General features: G+C 72.4%; 13 protein-coding genes and 2 pseudogenes. 2 read left to right on the top strand and 13 right to left on the bottom strand.

The features are described from left to right. Positions 1-162: 162 nt before the first annotated feature. The 7 genes and pseudogenes from ACIRDU_RS33630 to ACIRDU_RS33600 all read right to left on the bottom strand — a co-directional run bounded on the left by ACIRDU_RS33630 (position 163) and on the right by ACIRDU_RS33600 (position 5,999). Positions 163-1,890, bottom strand: a complete 1,728-nt coding sequence (locus ACIRDU_RS33630; protein ID WP_403586810.1) for a PP2C family protein-serine/threonine phosphatase — start codon at positions 1,888-1,890, stop codon at positions 163-165. Further along, positions 1,887-2,495 (bottom strand): annotated as a pseudogene (locus ACIRDU_RS33625) (SpoIIE family protein phosphatase); the annotation flags it as partial. The gene ACIRDU_RS33630 and the pseudogene ACIRDU_RS33625, both read right to left, overlap by 4 nt. Positions 2,496-3,254: 759 nt before the next feature. Further along, positions 3,255-3,590: pseudogene (locus tag ACIRDU_RS33620) on the bottom strand (ATP-binding protein); the annotation flags it as partial. Then, complete coding sequence (locus ACIRDU_RS33615) at positions 3,590-4,030, bottom strand: anti-sigma regulatory factor (protein WP_403587092.1); 441 nt, start codon at positions 4,028-4,030, stop codon at positions 3,590-3,592. The gene ACIRDU_RS33615 and the pseudogene ACIRDU_RS33620, both read right to left, overlap by 1 nt. Then, the gene (locus ACIRDU_RS33610; RefSeq protein ID WP_403586807.1) at positions 4,030-4,449 is read right to left on the bottom strand and encodes an STAS domain-containing protein; all 420 of its coding nucleotides are present in this window, start codon (positions 4,447-4,449) and stop codon (positions 4,030-4,032) included. The genes ACIRDU_RS33615 and ACIRDU_RS33610 overlap by 1 nt, the downstream gene beginning before the upstream one ends. Then, positions 4,446-5,333: an STAS domain-containing protein gene (locus ACIRDU_RS33605; protein WP_403586805.1), complete on the bottom strand. Its 888-nt coding sequence runs from the start codon at positions 5,331-5,333 to the stop codon at positions 4,446-4,448. The genes ACIRDU_RS33610 and ACIRDU_RS33605 overlap by 4 nt, the downstream gene beginning before the upstream one ends. Before the next feature lie 264 nt (positions 5,334-5,597). After that, entirely contained in the window at positions 5,598-5,999 is a 402-nt protein-coding gene (locus tag ACIRDU_RS33600; RefSeq protein ID WP_403586802.1) for an STAS domain-containing protein, read from the bottom strand. 345 nt (positions 6,000-6,344) lie between these two features. On the opposite strand from ACIRDU_RS33600, the gene ACIRDU_RS33595 reads away from it, so the two are divergent. Then, positions 6,345-6,716, top strand: a complete 372-nt coding sequence (locus tag ACIRDU_RS33595; protein WP_403586799.1) for a PRC-barrel domain containing protein — start codon at positions 6,345-6,347, stop codon at positions 6,714-6,716. A gap of 38 nt (positions 6,717-6,754) precedes the next feature. Here the strand turns inward: ACIRDU_RS33595 and ACIRDU_RS33590 are convergent, their stop codons facing one another. Together ACIRDU_RS33590 and ACIRDU_RS33585 are read right to left on the bottom strand one after the other, a co-directional pair. Beyond that, positions 6,755-7,189, bottom strand: a complete 435-nt coding sequence (locus tag ACIRDU_RS33590; RefSeq protein ID WP_403586797.1) for an ATP-binding protein — start codon at positions 7,187-7,189, stop codon at positions 6,755-6,757. A gap of 117 nt (positions 7,190-7,306) precedes the next feature. Further along, positions 7,307-9,205 carry an AMP-dependent synthetase/ligase gene (locus ACIRDU_RS33585; protein WP_403586795.1) on the bottom strand — a complete coding sequence of 633 codons (1,899 nt, stop codon included), beginning with the start codon at positions 9,203-9,205 and terminating at the stop codon, positions 7,307-7,309. A 151-nt stretch (positions 9,206-9,356) separates the two neighbouring features. On the opposite strand from ACIRDU_RS33585, the gene ACIRDU_RS33580 reads away from it, so the two are divergent. Continuing rightward, positions 9,357-9,590, top strand: a complete 234-nt coding sequence (locus ACIRDU_RS33580; protein WP_403586792.1) for a DUF6480 family protein — start codon at positions 9,357-9,359, stop codon at positions 9,588-9,590. A gap of 26 nt (positions 9,591-9,616) precedes the next feature. Here the strand turns inward: ACIRDU_RS33580 and ACIRDU_RS33575 are convergent, their stop codons facing one another. The 4 genes from ACIRDU_RS33575 to ACIRDU_RS33560 form a co-directional block, all read right to left on the bottom strand. Next, the gene (locus ACIRDU_RS33575; protein ID WP_403586790.1) at positions 9,617-10,705 is read right to left on the bottom strand and encodes a glutamate--cysteine ligase; all 1,089 of its coding nucleotides are present in this window, start codon (positions 10,703-10,705) and stop codon (positions 9,617-9,619) included. Positions 10,706-10,815: 110 nt separating this feature from the next. Continuing rightward, on the bottom strand, positions 10,816-13,023 hold the full coding sequence (glgB, locus tag ACIRDU_RS33570) for a 1,4-alpha-glucan branching protein GlgB (RefSeq protein ID WP_403586787.1): 2,208 nt from the start codon (positions 13,021-13,023) through the stop codon (positions 10,816-10,818). Positions 13,024-13,026: 3 nt separating this feature from the next. Beyond that, the gene (locus tag ACIRDU_RS33565) at positions 13,027-14,397 is read right to left on the bottom strand and encodes a maltokinase (protein WP_403586784.1); all 1,371 of its coding nucleotides are present in this window, start codon (positions 14,395-14,397) and stop codon (positions 13,027-13,029) included. 28 nt (positions 14,398-14,425) lie between these two features. Next, a partial coding sequence (locus tag ACIRDU_RS33560; protein WP_403586782.1) for an alpha-glucosidase C-terminal domain-containing protein occupies positions 14,426-15,295 on the bottom strand: 870 nt, incomplete at its 5' end.

Below are 15,295 nucleotides of genomic sequence, written 5' to 3'. Positions count from 1 at the left end.
CGCTGGTTCGCACCCTTTCGATCCCACCGTGTGTCCGGCCGGCGCGCCAGTCGGACGCGGCAGGCAGACGAACGCGTCGATCACCACCATGCCCGCACCGTGGCCGAAAAGCACCAGGCGGGAGTGAAGAACGCGTGCACACCCGGCCGGCCGGACCCGCCGTCAGGAGTCCACGCCGCCCCGGAAGTGACAGAGCAGCAGACACACGTCGTCGTCCCGCTCGGAATCGCTCAGCAGCGGGTGCAGGAGCCGGTCCGCCGAACCCTCCAGATCGGCGTCCAGCTCCGCGGAACGGAACCCGCCGAGCGCCGAGGCCAGCCGGTCGATGCCCGGGTCTATGCCCTGCGCACGCCGCTCCACCAGCCCGTCCGTGTACAGCGCGAGGGTCGAACCGGGCTCCAGTTCCTCCGTGTGGTCGGCGATCTCCTGGGTGAGCGGGATGCCGAGCATCGCGCCGGGCTTGGCGTCGAGGGTGCGCACGCTGCCGTCGGGCAGCCGCAGCACCGGTGGAGGATGCCCGGCCGCCGCCCAGGTCAGCGTGGGCTCGTCCGGGTGGAACCGGGCGATGACGGCGGTGGCGTACAGATCCGGCTGGAGATGGTGCAGGAACCGGTGCAGCCGGGTGAGCAGCCGGCCCGGGCTGTCGCCGTCGACGGCGTACGCCCGCAGGGCGGTGCGCAGCTGGCTCATCATGACGGCAGCGTGCAGCCCGTGCCCGGTGACGTCGCCGATGACGGTGATGAGACCGCCGTCCCGCTGGGGGAACGCGTCGTACCAGTCGCCGCCGATGTTCAGCCCGTGCGTGGCCGGCAGATACCGCGCGGCCAGGCTGAGGCCCGGCGTGGCCGGAAGATCCGTCAGCAGGGCGCGCTGGAGCGTCTCGGCGATGTCGCGGTTGTGCTCGAAGCGCCGGGCGTTGTCGATCGCGATGCTGGCCCGCCGGGTCAGCTCGATCAGCATCACCGCGTCGTCCGGATCCCAGCGCCCCCCGGGCGGCGACAGGGTCAGGACGCCCAGCGGCGCCCGTCGCGTCGGCAGCGGCACACACAGCAGCGGCCTCTCGGGATCCAGCGCCGAGGCCGGCTGGTCGTCGACGCCGGGCAGGTTGCCGGGATGGTCGGCGGCGTACTGGGGCCGCCCGGTGCGGGCCGCGACCACGGCCGCGGCGGGATGCGGCGCCGACCGGTGCTTGTCCTCCTCGTGGTCGAACAACCAGACGTCGACGGTGCTCGCGTACTCCGGCACCAGCAGGTCCGGCAGCCGGCGCACGATCTCCTCGTGGTTCAGCGACGCCGTCAGCACGGCGCTCGCGTCCGCGAGGAACGTCAGCCTGCGCCGGGCGCTCTCCGCCTCGTTGCGGGCCCTGCGCTCGGCGGCGAAGGCCTCGCGCTGGGCCCGCCCGGCCGCGTCCAGCTCGGCGTGCAGCGCCAGGACGCCCTGGTTCGTCTGGTGCAGCTCCTCGCGGTGGAAGGAGACCAGATCCTCCTGCTCGGTGAGCTTGTCCAGCACCACGGCGGTGTCCTCGTCGGCGCCGAGCAGCGCCTCGGAGAGGGCGGCGGGATCGTCGGCGACGGTGCCGTCCTCGGCGGCCTCGGCCGTCTCGGGGCAGGGGACCGTGACCTCCCAGAGCGGCTCCCCGGCCGCGCACGCGTCCGGCGACGGGGTCACCACGACGTGCAGCAGCCCCTCCTCGGCGGGGGAGCCCGCCAGGTCCATGGTCAGCCGCCAGGTGCCGCCCTTGGTGAGGCACTGCCGCAGGTGGGCGCTGAGGGCGGCGGCCAGCCGGGTCCGTTCGACGGTGGGCACACCGTAAGCGGCGGCCAGACGCGCGAGCGAGATGCGGGCGCGGGCCGCGTCGGTGACGGTGGTGATCTGCCAAGTGCGCATCATGGGCGTTCCGGCGGGGTCGAGGTCAGCACGGCCACGGCGGTGTCGTCCCGCACCGGCCGGGCGGGACTGCTGGTGTCACGTATCGTCACGGCGGCCGTCACGGCCGGGTCGGCCGCGGGCAGACCCGGGTCGGACGGAGGCGTCCAGCGACTGGGCAGTCCGTCGGTGTGCAGGATCAGCAGCGGGTCGCCCGTCCAGTCGGCCTCCTCCTCGCGGAGGGTCGTGGGACGGTGGACCCCGACGATGCCGGGCCGCGACAGCAGGGGGCGCCAGGTGCCGCCGGTGCGCAGCCGCGCCCCCACGTTCCCGATGCCGGCGAACCGCAGCCGCCCGGACGGCAGGTCGAGCTGGGCCAGGGCGACGGCCGCGCCCCGCGTACCCGTCAGCGCGTCGTGCAGCCGCCGCAGCGACTCGGCGGGGGAGAGGTGGGCCCACCGGTGCAGCGCCGCGACCGCGGCGGACGAGGCCCGCGCGGCCTCCGGCCCGTGCCCCAGCCCGTCCGCCAGCAGCAACGTCACCCGGTCCCCGGCCCGGACCCACGCCCAGGCGTCCCCCGAGTACTCGGCACCGCCGTAGGGGATGTTCACCCCGCCGGCCCGCACCCCGGCAACCGGCAAGGAACGGTTCTGCGGGGCCGCCCCGGGGGCCGGGAGGCCGTGGGCCGATGCCGCGTGGCCTTCCGGCGCGTTCGTCTTCGGGCCGCTGCCCGTCACCGCGGCGTCCGAGAGGCCGTGGGTCGGTGCCGAGTGCTGGTCCGGCCGGTCCCACTGCGGGTTCTTGCCCGTGCTCGCGGCGTCCGCCGGGTCGTGGGGCGGCGGAGCCTGGTGGCCGGTCCGTCTGCCGGAGGCACCGGCGTCTGCCGGGTCGTGGCCCGGCGCCGCCTGGGGATCGGTCCGGCTGCCCGGCGTGACGGCGTCTGCCACGCCGTGGGCCGGTGCCGTCCGGGAAGGGGCGCTCATCGGGGTGCCGACGTCCGCAGGGCCGCGGAGCGGTGCCGCCTGGGCGCCGGGCCGGCTTCCCGTGGTGCCGGTGTCCAGGAGGCCGTAGCCCGGCGCTGCGTACGGCCCCTGCCCGATCTCCCGCACGCGGCCGCGCGTGGGCACGGGACCGCCCGTGGTCCCCTCGGCCCGTCCCGCGATGCCCGGCGCACGGCCCGGCACCGCCGCGTGGCCCGTCAGACCGCCGCAGGCCACCGCGCCGAACGGCGGCTCGCCGCCCGGCCACTGCCCGCCGGCACAGGCCCGGCCTTCGGACCGCACCGAAGCCGCACCGCCCCGGGGCGTCGCGCTCACGCGGGCCACCGCGACCGTGCCGCGGCCGGGGACGCTGTGCAGGGCGAAGTCGTCGGACAGGCGCAGGCACGTGCCGAGGCCCGCGCCGAGGGAGCGGGTCGTGGAGAAACCGTCGCGCAGGGCCGCGGGCACGTCGGCGATGCCGGGGCCGTGGTCGATCGCGGCGATCTGCACCACCCGGGACTCCTCACGGCCCTCCCGCAGCACGGGCGGGGCCACGACGTCGATGAGCACCTGACCACCGTCGGCATGCTTCAGCAGATTCGTGGCGAGCTCGGTCGCGACCAGCGCGGCGGCCGCCGTACGCCGCTCGTCCAGCCCGGCCAGCGCGGCAGCGCCCTCCGCCGCGACCCGCGCGTCGCGCACCCGGGTCGAGTCGCGCACCGGCACGTCCCACACGCGCGGCATCAGACCTCCTCGCGCGGACGCGGTGGCCGGCCCACCCAGCAGGTCACCCGCACCGTGGTGCCCGAGCCCGGCGTGGTGTCGATGTCGAAGTCGTGCACCAGGCGCCGCGCGCCGCTCAGCCCCATCCCCAGACCGCCGCCGGAGGTGTAGCCGTCGCTCAGCGCCCGGTCCAGGTCGGCGATGCCCGGTCCCTGGTCGCTGAAGGACAGCCGCAGCCCCTGCGCACCCGCGGTGCTGACCTGCGTCGCCTCCATCTGTCCGCCACCGCCGTGCACCAGGGTGTTGCGGGCCAGCTCGCTGGCCGCGGTGATCAGCTTGGTCTGGTCCACCAGGCCGAAGCCGAGCCGGGCAGCGGCCTGCCGTACATGCTGTCGCACCCACACCAGGTCCATGTCCGACCGGATGGGCAAGCAGGCCTCCACGCCCGCGGCGGTGTGCATCACGGACTCTCCTGACGCGGGCTGCCGGGACGGGGCACCGGGGCCTGCTGCGAGAGGAGCTCCATGCCCGCCTCGGTGCTGAGTGCGGTGCGCAGCCCCGGCAGCGTCAGACCCAGTTCGACCAGGGTGATGGCGACCGCCGGGCGCATGCCGGCCACCACGGTGCGCGCCGCCAGCAGTTTGGCCTGGGCGGCGATCTCGGCCAGCACCCGGCCGAGGAAGGAGTCGACGATCTCCACACCGGAGATGTCGATGAGGACTCCGCGTACCCCGGTACGGGAGATGGTCTCCGCGAGGTCCTGCTGGAGCTGCTGCGCCGTGCTGTCGTGCAGGTCGCCCTGGAGCGTGACCAACAGGACGTCGCCGAGCCGGAGGACCGGCACGTGGCCGGTCACGGGTCGGGGATACGCGTCGCTCACCGCTGACCCGCACCCGGGTTCACGATGTCCGCGCCGAGCTGGTGCAGCGCGTACCCGAGCGCGTCGGCGAGGCTCGCGCGGGTGATCACGTCCAGGTCGAGACCGAGATGGACGATGGTCTGCGCGATGGCGGGGCGGATGCCCGAGACGATGCACTCGGCGCCCATGAGCCGCGCCGCGGCGACCGTCTTCATCAGGTGCTGCGCCACCAGCGAGTCGACCGTCGGCACCCCCGTGATGTCGAGGATCGCGAACCGCGCGTGCTGCTCGACGACGGCGTTCAGCAGCGTCTCCATCACGATCTGGCTGCGGGCGCTGTCGAGCGTCCCGATGAGCGGCACGGCCACGACGCCGTCCCACAGCCGGATGACGGGTGTGGCCACCTCCATCAGCTGCAGTCGCTGCCGGTCGCTGAGCGCCTGCCACTCGCTCAGTGCCGTCTGCATCGCCACCAGCCGCAGGGTGCCCATCAGCACCGTCAGAGCGGTCGAACACGCCCGCAGATGCTCGGGGGGCGCCTGCTCCAGATCGGCGGCCAGCAGATTCTCCGCGGGCGGGCGCAGGGCCGCCAGCTCGCTGGAGACCTGGGTGTTGGACAGTCCGGCACGGGAGCGGGCCACCCCCATCCGGGCCAGCTGCTCGCGCACCCCGCTGAATCCCGCGGCGTCGGGATCCTCCACCTGCTCCGAGTCGGCCACCTGGGCCAGCGCGTCGACGACGGCCTTGCCCGCCTCCACCGCCTCGTCGCGCGAGACGGTGAACACGGTGCGGAACAAAGGCTCGTCCGCCCACCGCTGGGCGATCTGCTCACGCCGGCGGTGCAGGAAGTCCCTCACCTCATGGCTGGGCGTGGCGAGCTGTCCGTCCGCTTCGTGCTCCGGCACCTGGTTCTCTCCTCATCCGCGTTGCGTCGACCGAGCCCGCTTCTGGCAACGAGACGGCGATGTGACACTTGCCGGGCGACAACTCTAACCATGCGCCGACCTCGTACGACACCTGCTCCGGTGCAAGCGATCCGGTTCAGGGGAACGGCGGTTGCCACCGCCTGTCATCGGCGTGCGAAGGGTGAGCCGTCGTTCGGGCAGGGCGGAGCGGGGGCACCGGGCCGGTCTTTCGCCGACGCCGTACCCGAGGGGGCACCCGAACCGTCAGACGCTCTGTTCTCCCGGCTCCCCGGGGACGCTCGGCCCTTCGTCGACACGGGCCAGAGCCTCGTCGACACTCTCCGATATCGGCACCGTGATGCTGACGCCGGTCAGGTCGAGGATCCGCCGCACAGCCGGCGTCGGGCTGATGACGTGCACGCTGCCCTCGGTCTTACGGGTCTCCTGGTACACCCGCAGGATGATGTTCATCCCGGACGAGTCCATGAAGGGGACGGACGAGAGGTCGAGCAGAAAGTGCCGTCGGCCGTGGTGGAGTTGGTTGGCCAGATGGGCCTGGAACTCGGTCGCGGTGTCGACGTCCAGGTAGCCGTCGACCGTGATCAGGGCCACGTCCTCCCGGGGCAGTTCGACTTCCACGGACAGCGGGTTCTGGGCGAGGGGCACGGATACCTCCAACAAGTGCTACGGCCTGGGCTGGTCACCTCTGGGGATGACCGCGGTGCGAGGGGGTCCCGGTCGTTCTCCGGACTCGAATGCCGTTTCTCATGTGCCTCCCTTCCTCGACGGGCTTCGGATGTCACCGCGCACCCGCGATTACCCCGGAAACCGTCCTCCATGCACCCTGGGTCGAACATCGTCGGGGCCGGCCCGCCGGAAGTCCCGCAGGAGCAGGCGTGTTCGCCGAATGCGCTTGCGACAGGAGGGTAATTGCTGGGGTGGAACGGGGCGGGCGCGAAGCGTCCGCCGACGGTATGGCGATTCGCACATCGCCAGGGAGGATGGAGCAGCGTGACCATCGACAGAATCTGGTCGTACGCGCCGGACAGCGGTCACACCGAGGGGCAGGACCTGACCGGTTTCGCCGTCGCCGCGACCGACGGCACGATCGGGCACGTGGACCGGGAGGCCGCCCCGCACGACATGCGGCACCTGGTCGTCGACACCGGCGTCTGGGTGTTCGGCCGCAGCGTCCTGGTCCCGGCGGGAGTGGTCACCGGCATCGACACACAGGCGAGGAAGGTCACACTGGCGTGCAGCAGGGGAGACGCCAAGGCGGCGCCCCGCTTCCAGACCGACAGCGAGACGAGGGACCGGGAGTACCTGCGGGCCGTGGGTGACTACTACGACCGGCTGCCGCCGCGCGAGACGGCCTCGGTCTGAGCCGGTCACGGGCGCGTCGCGCCCGTGACGCTCCCGGCTCACCAGGGCAGGAACACGTGCACGTCCTTGCCGTGGTCGTCGGCCACCACGCTGACCTGGTCGCACAGTGTGTGGATCAGGTGCCAGCCGATGCCCCCGCCGCCGCTGCGCGGATCGAAGGGGCGAGGGGCGGGCTCCGTGGTGCTGGTGTCGTGCAGGACCACATGCACCCCGTCGAACGTCCGGCGCATCCGCAGCGCGAACGGACCCGGGGCGTACTGGACCGCGTTGGCGGCCAGTTCCGTCACCACCAGCAGGATGTCGTCCCAGTACTCGGGGGCAGAGGGCGGGGAGGAGCGTGCCAGATCACGCAGGAACTCCTCCGCGGCCAAGCGCGCACCGGTCACGTCATGCGGCTCGCCCACGAAGCTGTTCGTGCGGCTCGGGATCTCCTCGGAGGTCAGGGCGTCGTCCCCACGCGGCTCGGTTGACATATCGCCTTTCCGGCCCGGGCGTCAGCAAGGGCTGTCGTCAGGGCTGTCGTCCTTTCTCTTGCGTCGCCACTGTTGCGTGTTCCCGACCGGGCGAGGCCTACGCGTCCGGCTGCACGCTCAGCGGAACACGTTGTCCGAATCGTCCCAGTTCGACGGTTCGTCCCGGGTGCTCGGTCTGCCGGGACGCCTGCGTGACTGGTACATCGCCTCGATCTCGGACGCGTAGTGCCGCACGATCTCGTCCCGGCGCAGCTTCATCGACGGCGTGAGCAGCCCGTTGGTCACGTCGAACGCCTCCGGCAGGACCCGGAAGACCCGGATCGACTCCGAGGGTGACACGACGCTGTTGGCCGCGGCCACGGCCCGCGCGACCTCCTCCCGCAGCGCGTTCTCCTCCCGCGCCTCCCGCATCTCGCCCTGCATCGCCAGCCCGGCCCGCCAGTGCGCCAGGAACTCCGGATCCAGCGTGATCAGAGCGCCGACACAGGGCCGGTTGTCCCCCACGACCACCGCCTGGTGGATGAGCGGGTGCATCCGCAGCCGCTGCTCCAGGGCCAGCGGGGCGACGCTCTTGCCACTGCTGGTGATGATGATGTCCTTCTTGCGGCCGGTGATCGTCAGATAGCCCTCCGAGTCAAGCTGCCCGAGGTCGCCCGTGGCAAGCCAGCCGCCGCGCAGCGCGGCCCGGGTGGCGGCCTGGTCGCCCACGTACCCCTGGAACACCGACGGGCCGCGCACCAGGATCTCCCCGTCCTCGGCCACCCGGATCTCCATGCCCGGCAGGGCCTGCCCGACCGTCCCGGACTTCTCCCGGCCCAGCGGCTGCATCGTCGCCCCGCCGGAGGTCTCCGTCAGGCCGTACCCGTCGTGTACGTAGATGCCGATGCCCTCGTAGAAGAGGGACAGCTCGCGGCTGAGGGGGGAGCCGCCGGACGTCGCCCGCTGCACCCGGCCGCCCAGCGCGGCCCGCAGCCGGCGGTACACCGTGCGCTCGTACAGGGCGTGCTGGAGCCGCAGGTCGAAGCCGGGTCCGCGCCCGCGGCCCAGCCGCTGGCGCTCCAGCGCCGCGGCGAAGTCCCGGGCGGTCTCGGCCGCCCGCTCGAACAGTCCGCCGTGGCCACCCTGCTGCGCCGTGCGCAGGAAGTTCTTGTAGATCTTCTCGAGGACCGACGGGACCGCGTACAGATACGTGGGCCGGAAGGAGCGCAGCGCCGACGACAGCGCGTCCCCGCTCAGCTCGGCCTGGTGCCCCATGAGCAGGCCGCCGCGCACGCACAGCCCCTGGATCATCAGCCCGTACACATGGGAGAAGGGGAGGAACGCGAGCACGGAGCCCTGCTCCCCGCGCGGCGCCGCCGTGTGCCCCCAGCCCGCCAGCAGCGTGTCGCAGGGGGCGGCGAGGTTGCGGTGGCTGAGGGCGCAGCCCATGGCATGGCCGGAGGTGCCGGAGGTATAGGCGATGACGGCCGTGGAGTCCGGCAGCACGATGCGGCGCATGGAGTCGACGGTGGCGATCGGGATGAACTCCCCGCGGAGCGTCAGCTCCTCCAGGGCGCCCGCGTCCAGCTGCCAGACGTGGCGCAGCAGCGGCAGCGACGCGCACACCGAGCCGACGGTCATGACGCCCTGCTCGTCCTCGACCACCACGGCCACGCACCCGGCGTCCCGCAGGATCCACTCCACCTGGTCGCGCGACGACGTCGGGTAGACCGGGACGACCTCGGCGCCCACGGCCCACAGCGCGTAGCACAGGACCGTCCACTCGAACCGGGTGCGCGCCATGATCGCCACGCGGTGGCCCGGCGCGATCCCCGAGGCGATCAGCCCCTTGGACACGTCCACGACCTCGTCGCGCAGCTCGATGGCCGTCACCTCCTCCCAGGTCGTGGAGGCGGGGTCGGCCCGGCGGGCGAGCATCGGCCGGGTCGGTTCGCGGTCCGCCGTCTCGAAGACGCTGTCGGCGAGCCCGCCGGTCAGGGGCGCCACGGCCGGGGGAGCGACGGCGAGGTCGCGCATGCACTGCTCCTGACGTGTACGGGGTGTGACATTGCCGACGGGTACCGTCATCGGCGGTGCTCGAATGTAGTCGAGTCGAGACCCTTCGGGGTCGGAAAATACGGAAGTCGACCCCCTGATGATCTCGGCGTGATCGGGGGACCCGGACGGCATGACTCATATCAGTCCCGATCCCGAACCCGAACGCACCACCGGTCTGGAGCCCGGCGGCGGTGTGCCGCCGGGCGAGACCCCGCCCGCGGAGAGCAGCATGCCGGAAACGCTTCCCCGGGAGACCCACAACCCGTCCAAGGGCTGGGCCAAGGCTCCGCTCACCGTGATCATCGCCGTCGCGGTGCTGATCGCGGCGTTCTTCCTGGCCTACGCCCTCGTCCTGATCCTCTGAGCCCCGGCCCCTGACAGTCGGGACGCCTACGACTGCGTGTGGCGGACGCACTCGGTGACGACGTCCCGCAGACTCCCCGTGCGCTCCATCAGCGCGCGCTGCACCTGAGCGCCGTTGCCCTCCCGCAGCAGCTCCTCGCAGGCGGCACCGGCCCGCTGCAGGTCACCCGTGCTGTCCAGGGCCTCCTCGACGTGCTCCAGCAGAGCACGGACGACGGCCTCGGCGGGCATGCGCCGCATGGTCGCGGGGTGCAGCAGCTCCCCCGAGAGGCCGGACCGGGCGGCCTGCCAGTCGGCCAGTCGCAGCAGACTGACACTGTGGCCGAGCGGCTCACGGCCCTCCCGCCACTCGCGCGCGGCGGTCTCGACCAGTCCGCGGACGAGTGTGGCGACCAGCACCGCCGTGCCGGAGTGCAGACAGACGTCCGAGACGCGCAGTTCCACCGTCGGGTATCGCGGGGACAGCCGCGCGTCGAAATAGATCATCCCGTCGTCCAGGAGGGCGCCGGTGGCCACCATGTCCGCGATCAGACGGTGGTACCGCTCGGGCGAGCCGAAGATCTCGGTCGGCCCGGCCGACGGCCAGCGCAGCCACACCCGGCTGCGGTAACTGCTGTACCCCGAGTCCTTGCCCTGCCAGAACGGCGAGTTCGCGCTCAGCGCCCGCAGGACCGGGAGCCACGGCCGCAGCCGGTCGACGACCGCGACGCCCTCCTCGTCCGACTCGACCGACACATGTACATGACAGCCCATGACGAGCTGCTCCCGGGTGGCGATGCCGTACTGGTCGGCCATCCACTGGTAGCGCCGGCCGACGCCGACGGCGGGGCTGACCGGCAGCGGCGAGGTGGCCAGCGCCGCCACGGTGCAGCCGATCTCCCCCGCGTGCCGGGCGGCCTCCTTGCGACAGCGGACGATCTCCTCGCGCAGGCTCTCCATGGACGACTGCGGATGGGTCGCGAACTCCAGCATCTGCTCGTGGAGTTCCTTCTCGAAAACGTCCTGATCCGCGTCGTCCTTCTCCGCCCGGGCGAGTACCGCTGCGGACAGTGCCCGCGGTTCTCCGGTCTCCGGATCGACCAGGAGGAGTTCCTCCTCCACTCCCACGGTGCGCACCTGATGCCCGCCCTTCTGTGCCTGCCGCGTCGTACCACCGGGTGCTCCCGGTGGTACGACCCCCAGTGCCCCTCACAGGCGGGTGGGACACCTGGTGGGACGGCAGGACTTCACACAGCGAACGGCGTCAGCCACACCGTGGCCAGCGGAGGCAGCGTGATCCGGACCTGTCCGTCCTCCGGTTTGACCGGATTCGGGTTGGTGACGCCGCTGCCGCCGTAGCGCGTGTCGTCGGTGTTGAGGCGCTCCTCCCAGGCGACGACGTCGCCCGGCACCCACAGGCCGTAGTCCTGCCGGACCACGGGGGAGAAATTCGACACCGCCAGCAGCGGGTTGCCCGCGGCGTCGTAGCGCAGGAACGCGAAGACGTTGTCGTCGGCCGAGTCCACCGCCACCCACCGGAAGCCCTCCGGCCGGGTGTCGCACTGCCACAGCGCCGGCGTCGCCCGGTAGGCGGTGTTCAGGTCACGGACCAGGTCGCGCACGCCCCGGTGGTCACCCGCCGAGTGGTAGCCGTCGTCGAGCAGCCACCACTCGGGGCCGTGCTCCACCGACCACTCGGCCCCCTGCGCGAACTCCTGCCCCATGAACAGCAGCTGCTTGCCGGGATGGCCCCACATGAAGCCGAGGTAGGCCCGGTGCGTGGCGCGCCGCTGCCACCAGTCGCCCGGCACCTTCGACACCAGCGCCTGCTTGCCGTGCACGACCTCGTCGTGGGAGATCGGCAGGACGTAGTTCTCGCTGTAGGCGTACACCATCGAGAAGGTCATCTCGTGGTGGTGGTACTTGCGGTGCACCGGCTCGTGGGCGATGTACTCCAGCGAGTCGTGCATCCAGCCCATGTTCCACTTCAGCCCGAAGCCGAGCCCGCCGGTGTCGGTGGGCCGGGTCACCCCGCCCCAGGCGGTGGACTCCTCCGCGATCGTGACCACGCCCGGGGCCCGCCGGTACACCGTCGCGTTCATCTCCTGGAGGAACCCCATGGCCGCCAGGTCCTCCCGGCCGCCGTAGGCGTTGGGCTCCCACTGGCCGTCCTCACGCGAGTAGTCCAGGTAGAGCATCGAGGCGACCGCGTCCACGCGCAGCCCGTCGATGTGGAACTCCTCGCACCAGTACACGGCGTTCGCCACCAGGAAGTTGCGTACTTCGGTGCGGCCGAAGTCGAACTCGTAGGTGCCCCAGTCCGGGTGCTCCGCGCGCCGGTCGTCCCCCGGCTCGTACAGCGGCTCCCCGTCGAACCGGGCCAGCGCCCAGTCGTCCTTCGGGAAGTGCGCCGGCACCCAGTCCATGATCACGCCGATACCGGCCCGGTGGCAGGCGTCGACGAAGAACCGGAAGTCGTCCGGCGTGCCGAGCCGGGCCGTCGGCGCGTAGAAGCCGGTGACCTGGTACCCCCAGGAGCCGTGGAAGGGGTGCTCGGCGACCGGCATCAGTTCGACGTGGGTGAAGCCCATCTCCTTGACGTACTTGGGGAGTTCCTCGGCGAGCTGCCGGTAGGTCAGCCCCGGACGCCACGACGCCAGATGCACCTCGTACACCGAGAACGGCGCCTCGTGCACGGGCGTGTCCGCGCGGTGCGCCATCCACTCGGTGTCGCCCCACTCGTAGTGCGAGGCCGTCACGATCGACGCGGTGTCGGGCGGCTCCTCGCAGCGGCGGGCCATCGGGTCGGCCTTGAGGAAGCGCCCGCCGTGCCGCGAGTGGATCTCGAACTTGTACGCGGTGCCCTCGCCCACGCCCGGCAGGAACAGCTCCCACACGCCGGAGGCGCCGAGGGACCGCATGGGGAACTGCGTCCCGTCCCAGTAGGTGAAGTCCGTGGCGACCCGCACGCCCTGCGCGTTCGGCGCCCACACGGTGAACCGGGTGCCGGGCACGCCCTCGTGGGTCATGGGCTGCGCGCCGAGCGCCTGCCACAGCTGCTCGTGCCGGCCCTCGCGGATCAGGTGCAGGTCGAGCTCCCCGAGCGCGGGCAGGAAGCGGTACGGGTCGTGCGTCTCCTGCTCACCGTCCTCGTACGCCACGTGCAGCGTGTACTCCGGGATCGCCTCCAGCGGCAGCACGCCCGAGAAGAGGCCTTCGCCCTCCGAGACGAGCGCCGTGCGCCGCCCGTCGATCACCACGCTCACCGCGCGGGCGAAGGGGCGCAGCGCCCGGAACGCGATCCCGCCGGGGGCCGGGTGGGCGCCCAGCAGGGCGTGCGGATCGTGGTGGGCGCCCGCCAGCAGGCGCCCGCGGTCCTCCGGGTTCAGGGTGGGTGCGGTCGTGCTCGGGACCGGGCCGGACGGCTCCGGGATTGAGGTGTCGCGCAGGGCCACGGCTCAGTCTCCTCTCACGGCGAGGCGCTCGATCGCCGCCATCGGTACAGGCAGCCAGTCGGGGCGGTGCCGTGCCTCGTACAGCACCTCGTACACGGCCCGGTCCGTCTCATAGGCGCGGAGCAGTCCGTGCTTCTTGCGCGGGTCCCAGCCGGCGCGGGCGGCGTAGCCCGCGCAGTAGGCCTCGCGGCAGCGGCGGGCCCACTCCGGGCGCCAGGGGCGGCGCTGCCGGGCGGCGTAGTCGAAGGAACGCAGCATCCCGGCGATGTCCCGCACGGGGGAATGGGCGCTGCGCCGTTCGGAGAGCGGCCGGGACGGCTCGCCCTCGAAGTCGATGACGAACCACTCGCGCCCGGCCCGCAGCACCTGACCCAGGTGCAGGTCGCCGTGGATGCGCTGGGCGGGCGGCCCGGGGTCGCAGCTGGTCAGCGCGGCGAACGCGGTCCGCAGGCCCGGCACGAACGGTTGCAGCGCGGGCACGCAGTGCGCGGCCGCGTCCAGCCGCTCGGTCATCGCCGCCGCCGTGCGCCCGTTCTCCCCGGGCCCGCCGACCGGGAACGCCGACGCCAGCGCGAGATGCACCTCCGCCGTGGCCGCGCCCAGGGCCCGGGCCTGGGCCGTGAAGTCGTCGCCGGCGGCCAGCGCGTGCAGGCCCAGCGTCCAGCCGTCGGAGGCGTCCCGCAGATACGGCTGGAGCACGCCGAGGGTGGCCTTGAACGGGTGCTTCGTCTGGAACCAGGCCACGGGCGCGGGCACGCGGTGACAGCCCTGGCGGGCCAGCGCGCCCGGTACTTCCAGGTCCGGGTTGACGCCCGGCTGGATGCGCCGGAAGACCTTCAGGATGTACTCGTCGCCGTACACCAGCGAGGAGTTGGACTGCTCCGCGTCCAGCAGCCGCGGCACCAGACCGGCGGGCACCCGCTCGTCCGGGGCGCAGTCGAAGCGCAAGGGGCCCGCGGTGCCGGGGTGCCGCAGCCGGTCCAGCAGCAGCTGGGCCGAACGGGGATCGTGCAGCGCGTCGTAGACGGTCATGCCGGCCAGCGGCCCGTCCTGCACCTGCCCGATGAGTGCCCGCCCCAGACGCGGCGACGGCTGCTCCCGTACGCCGAGCAGCAGCTGGTAGCAGTCGCCGGCCGGGGGAGCGCCGCCGGGCGAGGGCACGCCCGTGTGGCCGGCGTGACCGGCGTGGACCAGCAGATGCAGACAGCCCGGAAAGAGCTCGGTCATCGACAGCAGACCGAGCTCGGTGACGGGCCGGTCCTTGCCCGCGAACCAGCGCTGCCGGGGCAGCCAGTCACGCAGCAGCCCGCCGAGCGACTCCATGGGCTCGGCCAGGCGTGTGAGGCTCGGGCGGAGGGATGCGGTCTTCGGCATGGTCACGCCTCCTTTCGTCGGCGCAGGCTCACAGTCGCCGGCCGATGCGGGATGCGACTCGGGTGAGCCGGAACCAGTAGAAGCCGTGACCCCCGAGGGTCAGCAGATACGGCAGTTCACCGATGGCCGGGAAGCGGACCCCGCCGAACAGCTCCACCGGATGGCGCCCGGCGAACTCGCGCAGGTCGAGCTCGGTGGGCTGTGCGAACCGCGCGAAGTTGTTGACGCAGAGCACCAGGTCGTCCTCGTACTCCCGCAGGAAGGCCAGCACCGCGGGGTTGGAGGAGGGCAGTTCGGTGTAGGAGCCGAGTCCGAAGGCCGGGTTCTGCTTGCGGATCTCGATCATGCGGCGGGTCCAGTGCAGCAGCGACGACGGCGACGACATCGACGCCTCGACATTGGTCACCTGGTGACCGTAGACCGGGTCCATGATCGCCGGCAGGAAGAGGCGGCCCGGGTCGCAGGTCGAGAACCCGGCGTTGCGGTCCGGGGTCCACTGCATGGGGGTCCGCACGGCGTCGCGGTCGCCGAGCCAGATGTTGTCGCCCATGCCGATCTCGTCGCCGTAGTAGAGGATCGGCGAGCCGGGGAGGGCCAGCAGCAGCGCGGTGAACAGCTCGATCGTGTGCCGGTCGTTGTCCAGCAGGGGTGCCAGCCGCCTGCGGATGCCGATGTTGGCGCGCATGCGGGGGTCCTTGGCGTACTCGGCCCACATGTAGTCGCGCTCTTCGTCGGTGACCATCTCGAGCGTCAGCTCGTCGTGGTTGCGCAGGAACATGCCCCACTGGCAGTTCGACGGGATCGCCGGGGTCTTGGCCAGGATCTCGGAGACCGGGTAGCGGGATTCCCGCCGTACGGCCATGAAGATGCGCGGCATGACCGGGAAGTGGAACGCCAT

Origin of the sequence: Streptomyces sp. NPDC093598, from assembly GCF_044764825.1 — a bacterium.
In the GTDB taxonomy this organism is placed as follows: Bacteria; Actinomycetota; Actinomycetes; order Streptomycetales; family Streptomycetaceae; genus Streptomyces.
The sequence above is the reverse complement of the archived record's forward strand: the minus strand, read 5'-3'. Positions and strand labels throughout refer to the sequence as shown.

Coding starts and splice junctions, on each gene's coding strand:
- ACIRDU_RS33630 (WP_403586810.1), bottom strand. CDS start 1,890: ATGATGCGCACTTGGCAGATCACCACCGTCACCGACGCGGCCCGCGCC.
- ACIRDU_RS33615 (WP_403587092.1), bottom strand. CDS start 4,030: ATGCACACCGCCGCGGGCGTGGAGGCCTGCTTGCCCATCCGGTCGGAC.
- ACIRDU_RS33590 (WP_403586797.1), bottom strand. CDS start 7,189: ATGTCAACCGAGCCGCGTGGGGACGACGCCCTGACCTCCGAGGAGATC.
- ACIRDU_RS33585 (WP_403586795.1), bottom strand. CDS start 9,205: ATGCGCGACCTCGCCGTCGCTCCCCCGGCCGTGGCGCCCCTGACCGGC.
- ACIRDU_RS33580 (WP_403586792.1), top strand. CDS start 9,357: ATGACTCATATCAGTCCCGATCCCGAACCCGAACGCACCACCGGTCTG.
- ACIRDU_RS33565 (WP_403586784.1), bottom strand. CDS start 14,397: ATGCCGAAGACCGCATCCCTCCGCCCGAGCCTCACACGCCTGGCCGAG.